The sequence below is a fragment of the Halomonas sp. THAF5a genome (assembly GCF_009363755.1).
GTDB lineage: Bacteria > Pseudomonadota > Gammaproteobacteria > Pseudomonadales > Halomonadaceae > Halomonas.
This window is the reverse complement of record NZ_CP045417.1, coordinates 2,943,007-2,958,225: the sequence shown is the minus strand read 5'-3', so window position 1 is coordinate 2,958,225 and position 15,219 is coordinate 2,943,007. Positions and strand designations below refer to the sequence as shown.

The 15,219-nt window shown below is 71.6% G+C and carries 13 protein-coding genes; 12 read left to right on the top strand and 1 reads right to left on the bottom strand.

Annotated elements, in window-relative coordinates; translation table 11 throughout:
* Positions 1-4: 4 nt before the first annotated feature.
* Positions 5-1,783, bottom strand: a complete 1,779-nt coding sequence (locus FIU83_RS13420; protein WP_152484512.1) for a sugar phosphorylase — start codon at positions 1,781-1,783, stop codon at positions 5-7.
* 126 nt (positions 1,784-1,909) lie between these two features.
* Between FIU83_RS13420 and nrdR the strand changes: the two genes are divergently transcribed.
* From nrdR to FIU83_RS13360, 12 genes are all read left to right on the top strand, one after another.
* Positions 1,910-2,395 carry a transcriptional regulator NrdR gene (gene nrdR / locus FIU83_RS13415; RefSeq protein WP_152484511.1) on the top strand — a complete coding sequence of 162 codons (486 nt, stop codon included), beginning with the start codon at positions 1,910-1,912 and terminating at the stop codon, positions 2,393-2,395.
* Entirely contained in the window at positions 2,395-3,540 is a 1,146-nt protein-coding gene (gene ribD / locus FIU83_RS13410) for a bifunctional diaminohydroxyphosphoribosylaminopyrimidine deaminase/5-amino-6-(5-phosphoribosylamino)uracil reductase RibD (protein ID WP_152485369.1), read from the top strand. The genes nrdR and ribD overlap by 1 nt, the downstream gene beginning before the upstream one ends.
* Positions 3,541-3,886: 346 nt before the next feature.
* Positions 3,887-5,050, top strand: coding sequence for a bifunctional 3,4-dihydroxy-2-butanone-4-phosphate synthase/GTP cyclohydrolase II (gene ribBA, locus FIU83_RS13405; RefSeq protein ID WP_152484510.1), 1,164 nt, complete (start codon positions 3,887-3,889; stop codon positions 5,048-5,050).
* A gap of 85 nt (positions 5,051-5,135) precedes the next feature.
* A complete protein-coding gene (ribE, locus tag FIU83_RS13400) occupies positions 5,136-5,630 on the top strand; it encodes a 6,7-dimethyl-8-ribityllumazine synthase (RefSeq protein WP_152484509.1) in 495 nt (164 codons plus the stop codon).
* A complete protein-coding gene (gene nusB, locus FIU83_RS13395) occupies positions 5,627-6,130 on the top strand; it encodes a transcription antitermination factor NusB (RefSeq protein ID WP_152484508.1) in 504 nt (167 codons plus the stop codon). The genes ribE and nusB overlap by 4 nt, the downstream gene beginning before the upstream one ends.
* A gap of 12 nt (positions 6,131-6,142) precedes the next feature.
* Positions 6,143-7,141 carry a thiamine-phosphate kinase gene (thiL, locus tag FIU83_RS13390; RefSeq protein WP_152484507.1) on the top strand — a complete coding sequence of 333 codons (999 nt, stop codon included), beginning with the start codon at positions 6,143-6,145 and terminating at the stop codon, positions 7,139-7,141.
* Entirely contained in the window at positions 7,138-7,611 is a 474-nt protein-coding gene (locus tag FIU83_RS13385) for a phosphatidylglycerophosphatase A (RefSeq protein WP_152484506.1), read from the top strand. The genes thiL and FIU83_RS13385 overlap by 4 nt, the downstream gene beginning before the upstream one ends.
* Before the next feature lie 60 nt (positions 7,612-7,671).
* Positions 7,672-8,919 carry a DUF945 family protein gene (locus FIU83_RS13380; protein ID WP_152485368.1) on the top strand — a complete coding sequence of 416 codons (1,248 nt, stop codon included), beginning with the start codon at positions 7,672-7,674 and terminating at the stop codon, positions 8,917-8,919.
* Between the two features lie 76 nt (positions 8,920-8,995).
* Positions 8,996-11,428 carry an endopeptidase La gene (gene lon / locus FIU83_RS13375; protein WP_152484505.1) on the top strand — a complete coding sequence of 811 codons (2,433 nt, stop codon included), beginning with the start codon at positions 8,996-8,998 and terminating at the stop codon, positions 11,426-11,428.
* A gap of 263 nt (positions 11,429-11,691) precedes the next feature.
* Positions 11,692-12,699, top strand: a complete 1,008-nt coding sequence (gene thiB / locus FIU83_RS13370) for a thiamine ABC transporter substrate binding subunit (RefSeq protein ID WP_152484504.1) — start codon at positions 11,692-11,694, stop codon at positions 12,697-12,699.
* The gene (gene thiP, locus FIU83_RS13365; RefSeq protein ID WP_172976085.1) at positions 12,675-14,378 is read left to right on the top strand and encodes a thiamine/thiamine pyrophosphate ABC transporter permease; all 1,704 of its coding nucleotides are present in this window, start codon (positions 12,675-12,677) and stop codon (positions 14,376-14,378) included. The genes thiB and thiP overlap by 25 nt, the downstream gene beginning before the upstream one ends.
* The gene (locus FIU83_RS13360; RefSeq protein ID WP_152484502.1) at positions 14,362-15,015 is read left to right on the top strand and encodes an ATP-binding cassette domain-containing protein; all 654 of its coding nucleotides are present in this window, start codon (positions 14,362-14,364) and stop codon (positions 15,013-15,015) included. The genes thiP and FIU83_RS13360 overlap by 17 nt, the downstream gene beginning before the upstream one ends.
* Positions 15,016-15,219 lie beyond the last annotated feature (204 nt).

Here is a 15,219-nt window from a genome sequence, read left to right as displayed (position 1 = left end):
TCGATCATCCGGGCTGCACCAGCCACAGGCTGCGATAGGGCGCGAGGCTCGTGTCGCCCGACCAGGGCGCATCCGCCAGCAGGTCGTGCCAGTCGGGGGCGGCCAGGGCCTCGAGGGCGAGCGGCTGGCGCTGGTCGGTGACGTTGTGGATCGCCAGCAGGCGGCGACCGTCGTCGAGCGGGCCACGCTCCAGCACCAGCAGCGCCGGCGGGGTGGGGAGCACGCGCTGTGGCGCATCCGGGTGGAAGCAGGGCTCCCGGCGACGCACCGCCAGGCGCCGTTTCAGGGCCAGGAACACCTCGCGGGTCGGAGTGTTGCGGCTCTCCAGCAGCTCCTCGAGCGCCGGCCGCTGCCAGCGGTGACGGTTGATCGCGCGCAGGCGGCCGGTGCGCTCGACCCCCTCCAGGTCGTTGAGGGTGGCCGTCAAGGAGTGGAGATAGAGGGCGGGAATGCCCTGCAGGGCCAGCATCAGGTGCTGGCTGCACAGGAAGCGCTCCACCTGCCAGGGATCGGCGCCGCGGCGCGTCCCCCGCATCGCCTCGAACCAGGTGATATTGATCTCGTAAGGGACGTCGCGCCCCTGGGCGTCGCTGCGCATGCTGACGAACCCCCCGAAGCGATGCATCAGCTCGAGCAGGGCCTCGACCTCATGGGGTGGCAGCCAGCCCTCCAGCGGCCGCACCCCGATGCCGTCGTGGCTGGCGGTGAAGTTGACGTAGCTGCAGCCCGGCGGCAGCGCGGGCAGGCTTTCGAGCCAGCTCGCCAGGGTGGCCGCCTCGCCGCTGGTCAGGGTATGCAGCAGCAGCGGCGGCAGCGGGAACTGGTAGACCAGGTGCGCCTCGTCCGGCATCGCCGGCCCCCCGTCCGACAGGCGATCGAGGCCAAAGTAGCTGAGGTTCTCCCGATGGGGCACGTTGGTCTCGGTGAGCAGCAGCGTGCCCGGCGCCAGGTGGTCGACCACGGCACGCAGCAGCCGCACCACCTCGTGGGTCTCGGGCAGGTGGATACAGGCGGTGCCCGGCCGCTTCCAGAGGAAGGCGATGGCGTCCAGGCGGATGACCCGCGCGCCCTGCTCCAGGTAGAAGAGCAGGATGCCGACGAACTCCAGCAGCACGTCGGGGTTGGCGAAGTTGAGGTCGATCTGGTCCTCGGAGAAGGTCGCCCAGAGGTGGCGGGTGCCCCGGCGGGTGGGCACCGGCACCAGCAGCGGGCTGCTGCGCGGTCGGACCACGGCCGAGAGGTCGGTCGCCGGGTCCATCTCGATGAAGTAGTCGCGCCCCGGCAGGCTGCCGCTCAGGTAGTCGACGAACCACAGCGACTCCCGGGAGACGTGGTTGAGCACCAGGTCGACGACGAGGTCGCCCCGCGCGGCGAGGCGGCGGATGTCGGACCAGTCGCCGAGCCCCGGGTCGACCTCGCGGTAGTGGATCACCGAGAAGCCATCGTCGCTGCTCCAGGGAAAGAAGGGCAGCACGTGCACGCCGCTGAAGGTCTCAGGCAGGCGCGCCTCGAGGAAGGCCTCGAGCACCGCCAGGGGCGGGGTGTCGCCGTCGAGCAGGCTGTCGCCGTAGGCGATCAGCCACTGGTCGCGCTCGCTCCATAAGGGGGCGGTGGCCTCCGCCCCGGGCGGGGGGAGGGCACCGCGATGGTGCGAGAGCCGCGTCAGCAGGCGGCGCAGTACCTCCTCACGGCGCGGCCCGTAGAGGACGCCAAGGTGCTCGCGGGCGCGAGCCGTGAAGTCCGTCGTGTCCAGGGGGCGGGCGAGCGAGCGGGGCGTAGGCATGGCGACCTCCATCGGCCTGGGGATACCGGGAGCTTGCAGGACTCGTGCCAGCCACGGTTGCTGGGCGCTCTGCCCCTGAACCGTTACAATGCCGCGACAGTTTCCTACGACGTCGGGTTACCCCCTATGCATTGCCCCTTCTGTGGCGCCAACGACACGCGCGTGACCGATTCCCGCCTGGTGGTGGAGGGGGATCAGGTGAGGCGGCGTCGGCAGTGCGCGGCCTGCGGCGAGCGCTTTACCACCTACGAGACCGCCGAGCTGGTGATGCCCCGGGTGATCAAGTCCGACGGCACCCGGGAGGTCTTCGACGAGGCCAAGCTGCGCGCCGGCATGCTGCGCGCCCTGGAGAAGCGCCCCGTCAGCGCCGAGTCGATCGAGGCGGCGGTGGAGCGCATCCGCCAGCACCTGCGGGCCCGCGGTGAGCGTGAGATCCATGCCCGGGACATCGGCGAGGAGGTCATGCAGGCCCTCAAGCGCCTCGACCAGGTCGCCTACATCCGCTTCGCCTCGGTCTACCGCCGCTTCCAGGATATCGACGAGTTCCGCGCCGAGATCGACCGCCTGGCCCAGGAGCCCGGCTTCCCCGACGACCCCGCCGGAGGGCGATGATGAGCGCCCCGACCCTGCCCGAGACCTGGATGGCCCGCGCCCTGAAGCTCGCCGAGCGCGGCCGCTATACCACCGATCCCAACCCCCGGGTGGGCTGCGTGCTGGTCAAGGACGAGCGGGTCGTCGGCGAGGGGTGGCACGAGCGGGCCGGCGAGCCCCATGCCGAGGTCCACGCCCTGCGCGCGGCGGGAGAAGCCGCGCGCGGCGCCACCGCCTACGTGACCCTGGAACCCTGCTCCCACCAGGGCCGCACCGGCCCCTGCGCCCGGGCGCTGGTGGAGGCCGGGGTGGCCGGTGTCGTCGTCGCCATGCAGGACCCCAACCCCCAGGTGGCCGGCCGGGGCATCGCCCTGCTGCGCGAGGCCGGCATCGCGGTGACGGTGGGCGTGCTGGAGGACGAAGCGCTGGCGCTCAATCCCGGCTTCGTGATGCGCATGTCCCACGGCCGGCCCTTCGTGCGCCTGAAGATGGCCATGAGCCTCGATGGCCGCACCGCCATGCGCTCCGGCGAGTCCCAGTGGATCACCGGGCCCCAGGCGCGCCGCGAGGTGCAGCGCCTGCGCGCCCGATCCAGCGCCATCCTCACCGGGGTGGAGTCGATCATCTTCGACAACGCCCGGCTCACCGTGCGCGCCGAACAGCTGGCGCTGCCCGAGGGGGAGGCGATCGCCGCCCGCCAGCCGCTGCGCGTGGTGGTCGATTCCCGCCTGCGCCTGCCTCTGGCGGCGGCCTGCCTGCGCGAGCCGGGTCGTACCCTGGTGGCGACCCTCGCCGATCATGAGCCCGAGCGGCGCGTACGGCTCGAGGAGGCCGGCGCCGAGGTGGTGGTGATGCCGGCGGGCGCCGACGGCCGGGTCGACCTCGACGCCCTGCTGCACCACCTGGCCGAGGCGGAGCAGGCCAACGAGGTGCTGCTCGAGACCGGGGCGACGCTCGCCGGTGCCATGCTCGAGGCGAACCTGATCGACGAGATGCAGCTGTTCGTGGCGCCGACCCTGCTTGGCGGCGAGGCGCGCCCGCTCTTCGCGCTGCCCGGCCTCTCGCTGATGGCCCAGCAGAAGGGGCTCGAGATCCTCGATATCCGCGCCGTGGGCCAGGACTGGCGCATCACCGCCAGGCCCAGGGGCCGTTCCGATATCTCGTGACCGCATGAAGGGAGCGCCGCAGCAGGCCTGAGAGGAGGTCCTGCGCCAGGGATGGCGCCGGTAGCGCCCAGGGATGGGTTTACAGCGCCTCCTCGATGGCCTGCTGGCGGTGCTCCGAGACGCATGAGTTGGGATTCCATGAGGCGCGGCGTTAATGGCCTGACGGCGCTCGTCAATGCGCCACGGCTGTCCTCCGTGGGCGCTCACCAACTCGCCACGGCGGCTATCCACTGGCGCCCACCGACGCGCCACGGTACCCTGACGCGGTTTCGAGGTGGCGACGCCGGAGGGCGACCCGATCGTCGCGGGACCGCGACGGCCACCACGCTGAATCAATGGAGACTCCATGGTGCACTCCTCATCCGGGGGCCTGGCCCCTATCGCAGACCTGGTCGAGGACATTCGTCAGGGCAAGATGGTGATCCTGATGGATGACGAGGATCGCGAGAACGAAGGCGACATCATCATGGCCGCCGAGAAGGTCGAGGCCGAGCACATCAACTTCATGGCGCGCCACGCCAGGGGGCTGATCTGCCTGCCGATGACCCGCGAGCGCTGCGAGCGTCTCCAGCTGCCGCTGATGGTGCGCGACAACGGCTCCGGCTTCGGCACCAAGTTCACGCTCTCCATCGAGGCCGCCGAGGGCGTCACCACCGGGATCTCCGCCGCCGACCGGGCGCGTACCGTCCAGGCCGCCGTGGCCCGCGACGCCCGGGCGGAGGACATCGTCCAGCCCGGCCACATCTTCCCGCTGATGGCCGAGCCCGGCGGCGTGCTGCGCCGCGCCGGCCACACCGAGGCGGCCTGCGACCTCGCGGCCCTGGCCGGCCTCGACCCCAGCGGCGTGATCTGCGAGGTGATGAACGAGGACGGCAGCATGGCGCGCCGCGCCGAGCTCGAGCGCTTCGCCGTCGAGCATGGCCTGAAGATGGGCACCATCGCCGACCTGATCCACTACCGCATCCACAATGAGCAGACCGTGCAGCCGGTGGAGTCGAGCCCGGTCGAGACCGCCTTCGGCGAGCTCACCCTGCACGTCTTCCGCGACAGCATCCAGGGCGCCCATCACCTGGCGCTGGTCAAGGGACATCCGCATCCCGAGGCCCCGACCACGGTGCGCGTGCACCTGGCCAACGTGATGCGCGACCTGCTCGCCCTGCAGAAGGGCGAGCGGGCGAGCTGGACCGCTCACCAGGCCCTGGCCGAGGTGGCCGGCGCCGAACACGGCGTCTTCGTGCTGCTCGACGACGGCCGCCCGCACCAGGACCTGCACGACCTGCTCGAGGTGTTCCTCGAGCGGCGTCGCCCGCCGCGCACCAGTGACTCCGACGGCGCCGGCAACTACCTGACCATCGGCACCGGCTCGCAGATCCTGCGCCACCTGGGCGTCGGCAAGATGCGCCTTCTGAGCTCGCCCTGGAAGTTCTCCGCCCTCTCCGGCTTCGACCTCGAGGTGGTGGAGCGCCTGGAACCCGGCGAGCCCGCGCCTGGCGAGGCGCGCGACGACTGACGCCGCGCCCGTCTTCATCATGACGGCATGGCCTCCGGCCATGCCCCCGGACCCTTCCGTACCGGATCTTTCAGGACATAGAACCATGCAACCGATTTCCCAAGTCGAAGGCAGCTTCGTCGACGTCGATGGCCGCTACGTGATCGTGGTCGGCCGCTTCAACCACCACGTGGTGGATAGCCTGGTCGAGGGCGCCGTGGACAGCCTGACCCGCCACGGCGTGGACGCCGAGAACATCGACATCGTCCACGTGCCCGGCGCCTGGGAGCTGCCGCTGGCGATCAAGCGCGTGCTGAAGGTGGCGCGTCCCGACGCCGTGCTCGCCCTGGGCGCGGTGATCCGCGGCGGCACCCCGCACTTCGAGTACGTGGCCGGCGGCTGCAACGCGGCCATGGGCAACCTGCAGCTCGAGTTCGACACCCCGGTGGCCAACGGCGTGCTGACCGTCGAGTCCATCGAGCAGGCCATCGAGCGAGCCGGCACCAAGGCCGGCAACAAGGGCGCCGAGGCGGCCATGGCGGCCATGGAGATGGTCTCGCTGCTGCGCTGCTTCGGCGACGCCGACGGGGGTGAGGCATGAGCGGCGAGCGCAGCCGGGCGCCCTCCAAGGCGCAGCAGTCGCGCCATGCGGCCCGCGAGCTGGCCGTCCAGGGCCTCTACCAGTGGCAGATGACCGGCAAGTCGATCACCGCCGTGGAGGCGGAGTTCCGCAGCCAGGTGGCCGACGACGACCTCGAGGATCACGAGAACTGGCACAAGGTCATGGAGATCGCCGACCTGGCGCTCTTCCATGAGCTGCTGCACAACGTGGCCCGGGAGCGCCAGTCACTGGACGCGGCCATCGCGCCGCTGCTCGACCGTCGCCTCGAGGATCTGGATCCCATCGAGCTGGCGATCCTGCGCCTGGGCGCCTACGAGCTCTCCAAGCGCCTCGAGGTGCCGTATCGCGCGGTGATCAGCGAGGGGGTCGAGCTCGCCAAGTCCTTTGGCGCCACGGACGGACACAAGTACGTCAATGGCATCCTCGACAAGCTTGCCGGGCGGCTGCGGTCCGCCGAGGTCACCGCCCGTCGCCGCTGAAGGCCCGCCCCGATGCACAGCGAATTCGAACTCATCCGCCGCTACCTGACGCCCGAGCCGCCCGGCCCAGACTCAGGCGTCGCCCTCGGGGTGGGCGATGACTGCACCCTGCTGGCGCCGGCCCCGGGCCAGCGGTTGGCGGTCAGCGTCGACACCTCGGTCGCCGGGGTCCACTTCCCCGAGGCGGCGCCGGCCGCGGCGATCGGCCACCGCGCGCTGGCGGTCAGCCTGAGCGATCTCGCCGCCATGGGCGCCCGGGCCCGCTGGTGCCTGATGTCGCTGACCTTGCCGGCGGCGGATGACGCCTGGCTCGCCGATTTCGCCCGCGGCTTCCATGCGCTCTGCGACGCCACCGGCACCGCCCTGGCGGGCGGCGACGTCACCCGCGGCGAGCTCGCCATAGGCGTCACGGTGATGGGGGAGGTGCCCCCGGACCAGGCGCTGACCCGCCACGGCGCGCGGCCGGGCGACGTGCTGGCGGTGACCGGGGCGCTCGGCGGCGGTGCCGGGGGGCTGGCCCTGTGGCAGCGCGGCGAGCGCGACATCGCCCACCCGCTGCTCGGGCGCTACCTGCATCCGCGGCCGCGCCTGGCCGCGGGGCTCGCCCTGCGCGGCCTGGTGAGCGCGGCCATCGACGTCTCCGATGGGCTGCTGGCCGATCTCGGCCATGTGCTCGAGGGCTCCGGCGTCGGGGCCGAGCTGGTGCCCGAGGCGTTGCCGCTGGCCGAGGGGCTCCTCGAGGCGCTCGGGGAGGCAGGCGCCCGGGAAGCGGCGCTGCACGGCGGCGACGACTACGAGCTGCTGGTGGCGCTGCCGCCTGAGCGCCTCGCCACGGCGCGCGACCGCCTGGCGGAGCAGGGCCTGGCGCTGACCGAGATCGGCCGACTGACGGAGGCGCCCGGCCTGCACGGGGTGGCACCCGGCGGCGAACGTGGCTGGCAGCACTTCCTGTCGGACGGCTTTCCGTCGGGCGGCGCTCCGTCGGGCGGCGCCCCAGGCGGTGTCTCATGAACAAGGCCCCCGCCAGCGTCTGGCGTCGTCCCGTGCACTTCCTGGCCTTCGGTCTCGGCAGCGGGACCGTGCCCTTCGCCCCCGGCACCTTCGGCACCCTGGCCGCCATTCCCTTCTACTGGCTGATGTCCGAGCTGCCGCTGGGCTGGTACCTGGGCCTGGTGGCGGTCACCTTCCTGTGGGGCATCTGGCTCTGCGACAAGACCTCCCACGACCTGGGCGTCCACGACCACTCCGGCATCGTCTGGGACGAGTTTGTCGGCTACTGGCTGACCATGGCCGCCGTGCCCTTCTCCTGGGAGGCGGCGCTGTGGGGGTTCGCGGTGTTCCGCATCTTCGACGTCTTCAAGCCCTGGCCGATCCGCTGGGCGGATCGCCGGGTCGCCGGCGGCTTCGGCATCATGATCGACGATGTCCTCGCCGCGGCCTACGCATGGAGTACCATGCACCTGTGGTTCTGGCTCCACTGAGTCGCCGCGCCGCGGGCGCGCTGCCCTGCGGTGCGCCGGGCGCGGACAAGGAAGGTCATGATGCGCAAGGAACGACTGATCGTCCCGGTGGTGGTGGGGCTGGCGCTGCTCTGGGCCGCGGCCCAGGCCATCGCCAGCCTGCTCTTCGAGCGTGAGCTGGCCCGGGCCCTCGAGGATCTCGGCGCCCGGGGCGACCTGCTGGTCGAGCGGACCGACGTCGAGCGCGGCTGGCTCGAATCCAGCGGCACCCTCCACCTGACGCCCCGCTTCGGCCGCGCCTGGCACCTGGCGCTGCCCTACGAGGCGCGCCACGGGGTGATCAATACGCGCATCGACGGCACCCTCAAGCCCTATGTCGGGCGCAGCGACCGCCGGCTGTTCGGCGACCTGCTGCCCTCCCGCCCGCCGCGCTGGCAGGCCCGCTACCATACCCTCGGCGCGACCCTGCGGGGGCGTCTCTCGCTCTCGCCCTTCATCGTCAGCCAGGAGGAGCGCGCGCTGGCGTTTCGCGGCGGCGATGTCACCTTCCGGGGCGTCTACGGCGACTGGCGGCTCCAGGCCGACCTCGCGCCCTGGCGGCTCAGCGATGGCGAGACCACCCTCGAGGCCGGCCCCATCACCCTGGAGAGTCGCTACGCCTATACCGAGGGCGCCTACCACTTTACCCAGCAGGACCTGCTCAAGGTGCAGGGGCTCGCCTGGCGCCAGCCCGACCTCGCGCTGGACGCCAGCGGCCTGGTGCTGCACAGCCGCACCACCCTCGACGAGGCGGAGCTGCGCATCCAGAGCGAGCTGACCCTCGACCGGTTGATGGCCGCCGACGAGGTGCTGCTCACCGGCCGCCTCGCCGCGGAGCTCTCGCGGATCAACGCCGATGCGCTGCGCCGGGTGCTCGCCGTGCTGCGCGACGAGGCGGCCCGCGGCGAGACCGATCGCGAGTCGGGCGCGCTGCTGGCGCGCCTGGAACCCGACCTGCTCGGCCTGCTCGCGGACGCCCCGCGGCTGGATCTCCACACGGTCGACCTCGACAGCCCGATGCTGGGGCTGGATGCTCGGGGCGACGGCGCCCTGTTCTTCGATGCCGACGACCTCGAGGCGCTGGACCTGGCCGCGCTGGACGACCCCGAGGAGCAGGCCCGCTGGCGCGAGCGTCTCTACGGCGACGTGACCTGGGACCAGGTGCCCCCGGTGGTGGCGCTGTGGCTCGGCCTGCCGCTGGGCACCGAGGACCTGGCGATCGACCTGGTGCGCGGACGAGTCAGGATCAACGGCCGGCCGCTGCCGCCGATCCTCGAACGGCGTCAGTGACTTGAAGTCGCGCCCCGCTGCCCGCATCCCTCAAGGCAGCCCCGGGATCTTCCCGACGAGTCAGGACGAGGACCGCATGAGCGACGACCACGAGATGCAGGATGGCCTGGACTGGATCCACGCCAGTGACGACGAGACCTTCGATGACGACCTGCCCGGCACCGAGGGGCACCACTCGGTAGTGCCGGCCAGCGACTCGCTGCCCGAGCGCATCTACCTGCTGCCGATCCACAACCGGCCCTTCTTCCCCGCCCAGGTCCAGCCGCTGGTGATCAACCGCGAGCGCTGGGAGGAGACCATCCGCCGGGTCGGCGACACGCCCCATCGCACCGTCGGCCTGGCCTTCGTCGGCGAGACCGGCGTCGAGGACCTGGGCGGCGAGGACTTCCCCGAGATCGGCACCGCGGTGCGGGTCCACAAGCTGCAGGGCGAGGACAAGCAGATCCAGTTCATCGCCCAGGGCATGCGCCGCTTTCGCATCACGCGCTGGCTCTCCAAGGAGCCGCCCTACCTGGTCGAGGTGAGCTACCCCCGCGAGCCGGTGGACGCCGAGGACGACGAGACCCGCGCCTACGCCATGGCGCTGATCAACGGCATCAAGGAGCTCCTGCCGATCAACCCGCTCTACGGTGAGGAGCTCAAGCACTACCTCAACCGCTTCAGCCCCCACGAGCCGGGGCCGCTGACCGACTTCGCCGCGGCGATCACCTCGGCCAAGGGGCCGGAGCTGCAGGACGTGCTTTCGACCCTGCCGGTGATGGCGCGCATGCAGAAGGTGCTGCCGCTGCTGCGCAAGGAGATCGACGTCGCCCAACTGCAGAGCGAGATCAGCGAGCAGGTCAACGCCCAGATGCAGGAGCGCCAGCGGGAGTTCTTCCTGCGCGAGCAGCTCAAGGTGATCCAGCGCGAGCTCGGTATCTCTAAGGACGATCGAGAGAACGACGTCGACACCTTCCGGGCGCGCCTCGAGGGCCGGGTGGTGCCCGAGCGGGTCATGGAGCGCATCGACGACGAGCTCGACAAGCTCTCGGTGCTGGAGACCGGCTCGCCCGAGTACGGCACCACCCGCAACTACCTCGACTGGCTCACCGCCATGCCCTGGGGCGTGAACAGCCAGGACCAGCTCGACCTCGCCCATGCCCGCACGGTGCTCGACCGCGACCACGACGGCCTGAACGACGTCAAGGAGCGCATCGTCGAGTTCCTCGCCGAGGGCACCTTCAAGGGCGACGTGGGCGGCTCGATCCTGCTGCTGGTCGGCCCGCCGGGCGTCGGCAAGACCTCGGTGGGGCGCTCCATCGCCGACGCCCTGGGCCGCGAGTTCTACCGCTTCTCGGTGGGCGGCATGCGCGATGAGGCCGAGATTAAGGGCCACCGGCGCACCTACATCGGCGCCATGCCCGGCAAGCTGGTCCAGGCGCTCAAGGAGGTCGAGGTCGAGAACCCGGTGATCATGCTCGACGAGATCGACAAGATGGGCCAGTCCTTCCAGGGCGACCCGGCCTCGGCGCTGCTCGAGGTGCTCGACCCGGAGCAGAACGTCGACTTCCTGGATCACTACCTCGACGTGCGCCTGGATCTCTCCAAGGTGCTCTTCGTCTGCACCGCCAACACCCTGGACTCGATCCCCCCGGCGCTGCTCGACCGCATGGAGCAGATCCGCCTCTCGGGCTACATCGCCGAGGAGAAGGTGGCCATCGCCAAGCACTTCCTGTGGCCGAAGCTCCTGAAGCGCGACCGCATCCCCAAGAAGCGCATCAACCTCACCGACGCGGCGCTGCGCCAGGTGATCGAGGGCTACGCCCGGGAGGCCGGGGTGCGCCAGCTCGAGAAGCAGCTGCACCGCATCGTGCGCAAGGCGGCGGTCAAGCTGCTCGAGGACGAGCAGCAGTCGGTGCGGGTCTCGGTCAACAACCTCGAGACCTACCTCGGCCCGCCGATCTTCCGCAAGGAGCAGGTGATGAAGGGCGAGGGCGTGGTCACCGGGCTGGCCTGGACCTCCATGGGCGGCGCCACGCTCTCCGTGGAGGCCGGCAAGGTGCACGCCCTGGATCGCGGCTTCAAGCTTACCGGCCAGCTCGGCGACGTCATGAAGGAGTCGGCCAACATCGCCTACAGCTACGTGCTCGGCCACCTCGGCGACTACGGCGCCGATCCGGACTTCTTCGACTCGGCCTTCGTTCATCTACACGTGCCGGAGGGCGCGACGCCCAAGGACGGCCCCTCGGCCGGGGTGACCATGACCACGGCGCTGCTCTCCCTGGCCCGCCACCAGGCCCTGGATCGGCCGCTGGCGATGACCGGCGAGCTGACCCTGACCGGCCAGGTACTGCCGGTGGGCGGCATCCGCGAGAAGGTGATCGCCGCCCGGCGCAGCGACATCTTCGAACTGATCCTGCCCGAGGCCAATCGCCGCGACTATGACGAGCTGCCCGACTACCTCAAGGAGGGGCTGACGGTGCACTTCGCCGGGCGCTATCGCGACGTGGCCAAGGTCGTCTTCGACTGACCCTCGACTTCAGGGCAATTGCAGTCAGCGTTATCGCTTGGGGCTGATCCGTCGACAGGTCTTTGAGGGGGCGCTGTGAACCCCTCCCTGGGCGCTACCTACGCCATCCCTGGCGTAGGACCCCCTCTTCGACCTGTCCCCGGCGCCCCTCGTCGGATCCAGCTGCGATTGCCATGCCCTTGACCCGGCTAGAGTCTCCCGCACGCACCCGCCATGGCATAATGGCGGGTGCGTCGTTTTTCCATGAACAACAAGGAACGCCCATGCCCTCCAAGGTTCATGCCGCCGGCGCGTCGCTCGCGGCGCTCGCGGCCGCCGGCTCGCTCCAGGCCGCCCCGACCCTGACCGTCTACACCTATGACTCCTTCGTCTCCGAGTGGGGCCCCGGTCCCGGCATCGAGGAGGCCTTCGAGGCGCGCTGCGGTGACTGCGATCTGGAGTTCGTGGCCCTGCCCGGCGGCGTCGATATCCTCCAGCGCCTGCGCCTGGAGGGGGAGGGCAGCCGGGCGGACCTGGTGCTGGGCCTGGACATGAACCTGATGGCCGAGGCGCGGGCGCTCGACCTGCTGGCCCCCCACGGCGTCGACGCCGACGCCCTCGACCTGCCCATCGAGTGGGAGGACGACACCTTCCTGCCCTACGACTGGGGCCATTTCGCCTTCGTCTACGACACCGAGCAGCTCGAGACGCCGCCCGGCAGCTTCGAGGCACTGCTCGCGGCCCCCGAGGACGTCCAGGTGATCCTCCAGGACCCGCGCACAAGCGTCACCGGCCAGGGGCTGATGCTGTGGATCCGAAAGCTCTACGGCGACCGGGCCCCCGAGGTCTGGGCGCGACTCAACGAGCGCACGCTCGCCGTTACCAACGGCTGGAGCCAGGCCTACTTCTCGCTGTTCATGAACGGCGAGGCGCCCATGGTGCTGTCGTATGCCACCTCGCCGGCCTACCACATGGCGGTGGAGGAGACCGACCGCTACCAGGCCGCCGAGTTCGAGGAGGGCCACTACCTGCAGGTCGAGACCGCGGCGATGCTGCGCACCACCGAGCGGCCCGAGCTGGCCCGCGACTTCCTCGCCTTCATGCTGACGCCGGCCTTCCAGCGCCATATCCCGCTGGGCAACGTCATGAACCCGGCCATCGACCTGGGCGACGAGCTGCCCGAGGTCTTCGACCGGCTGATCGAGCCCGAGAGCCTCACCTTCACGCCCGAAGAGGTCCGCGCAAACCGCCGGGAGTGGATCCGCGAGTGGCTCAACGCCAGCGTCCGGTGAGCGGCGCGACGACGACCCTGCGCTGGGAGCGCCGCTCGCGCTGGGCGCCGGGGCTCGGCCTCGCCGCCCTCGCGGCGGTGGCGGGGCTCGGGCTCGGCAGCCTCGGGGCGCTGCTGTGGCAGGCCCGGGGCGTGCAGCCGGCGGCGCTCTGGCAGGAGCCGTGGCTCGCCGCGGTGCTGCGCTTCACCCTCTTACAGGCGACCCTCTCGACCCTGCTCGCCGTGGGGCTCGCCGTGCCGGTGGCGCTGGCCCTGGCGCGGCGCCCGCGCTTCCCGGGGCGCGGCCTCTTGCTGCGGGCCATGGAGCTCTCGCTGGTGCTGCCCACGCTGATCGGCCTGTTCGGCCTGGTGGCCGTGCACGGCCGGCGCGGCTGGGCGGCGCCGCTCTGGGAGGGGCTCGTCGGGACGGAGTCGGGCTACCTCTACGGCCTCTCGGGCATCGTGCTGGCCCATGTCTTCTACAACCTGCCGCTCGCCGCCCGGCTGATGCTGCAGGCGCTGGAGACGGCGCCCGCGGCCCACTGGCGCCTCGCCTCCCAGCTCGGCCTGACCCGGGGGGCGCTGTGGCGCACCCTCGAGTGGCCGCGGCTGAAACCCCTGCTGCCGAGGCTCGCGGCGCTGGTGTTCACGCTCTGTTTCACCAGCTTCGCCATCGTCATGACGCTGGGCGGCGGGCCGCGTTCCTCGACCCTGGAGGTGGCGCTCTACCAGGCGCTGAAGTTCGATCACGACCTGGCCCTGGCGGCCCTGCTGGCGCTGACCCAGCTGATCATCTGCCTCTCGCTGTGGCTGCTCGCGCTCTCCCGGGGCGGCACGCCCTCGCTGGTGGTGGGCCAGGTCGCGCTGCCTTCCGGCGGGCGCTGGCGTCGCCGCGATGCCCTGGGCCTCTCGCGCCTCACCGATGCCGCCTGGCTCACCGCGCTGGCGGCGCTGCTGCTGCCGCCGCTGGCCGCCGTGGTGCTGGCGGGCCTGGCCGGGCTGCCGGAGCTGCCCCGCCAGGCGAGCCTGTGGGCCGCCGCGGCGCGCAGCCTGGTGATGGCCCTCGGCGCGGCGGCCGGGGCGCTGGCGCTGGCCCTCGCGCTGCTCGTCGGCAGCCGCTGGCTCAAGGCCCGGCGCCACGCCGCGGCGGCGCTCTTGATGGAGGGTGGCGGCCAGCTGATCCTGGTGATTCCCGCCCTGGTGCTCGGCACCGGGCTCTTCCTGCTGCTGCGCCCGACGCTCGGCAGCGGCTGGCAGGGCTACGGCCTGGTGGTGCTGGTCAATGCCTTCATGGCGCTGCCCTTCGCCATGCAGGTGATCCGCGGCGCGCTGCCCGGGCTCTCGGCGCCCGAGGTGCGCCTGGCCGACCAGTTCGGCATCCGCGGGCGGGTGCGGCTGCGCTGGCTGGTCTGGCCGCGCCTGCGCCGTCCCCTGGCCCTCGCGCTGGCCTACGCCATGACCCTGTCGCTGGGCGACTTCAGCGTGATCGCGCTGTTCGGCAGCCCCTCGGCGCCGACCCTGCCGATGCTGCTCTTCCAGCAGCTCGGCGGCTACCGCTGGCAGGGCGCCGCCGCCACCGCGCTGCTGCTGCTGTCGCTGGTGGTGCTGGTCTTCGTGTTGCTGGGCCTCGCCACCCGGCGCCCGCCCCGCTATCCCTGGACCCGTTTCGCCCGCGAGGAGCGCCATGCTCGAGTGCCGTGACCTGAGCTTCCACTACGACCACAGCGAGCCCGGCGAGATGCCGGACTTCCGCTTCGACTTCCGGCTCGCCCCCGGGGAGTGCCTGTCGGTGGCGGGGCCCTCCGGCGCCGGCAAGAGCACCCTGCTCGGGCTGCTGGCGGGGTTTCTCGAGCCGGCCGGCGGGGCCCTCGCCTGGCAGGACGAGGACCTGCTAGCGCGGCCGCCCTGGGAGCGCGGCATCACCACCGTCTTCCAGGAGCACAACCTCTTCGACCAGCTGCCGGTGTGGCTCAACGTGGGGCTGGGCCTGGCGCCGGACATGCGCCTCACCCCGGCCCAGCAGGCCCGGGTCCGGGAGGGGCTCGCCGAGGTGGGGCTCGCGGGACTCCATGACCGGCTGCCCGCGGAGCTCTCCGGCGGCCAGCGCCAGCGGGTGGCGCTGCTGCGCGCCCTGCTGCGCGGATCACAGATCCTGCTGCTCGACGAGCCCTTCACGGGCCTCGACGAGGCGACCCGCGCGGGGCTCTGGGACCTGGTGCGCCGCCAGAAGGCCGCGGGCGCCGCGGTGCTGCTGGTCAGCCACGACCGCGACGACCTCGAGGCGCTGGCCGACCGATGCGCCCGGCTCGAGGGCGGCCGGCTCGTGGGCGGCGCCTGACGGGCCCGGGGCTATCGCAGTCAGCGTTATTGCTTGGGGCTGATCCGGCGACAGGTCTAGGAGGGGGCGCTGTAAACCCTTCCCTGGGCGCTACCGACGCCATCCATGGCGCAGGACCCCCTCTTCGACCTGTCCCCGGCGCTCCTCCTCAGGTCCTGCAGCGATCGCCCTGCTGACGGGCGGGCCCGGAGCGCTGGCCTGCGC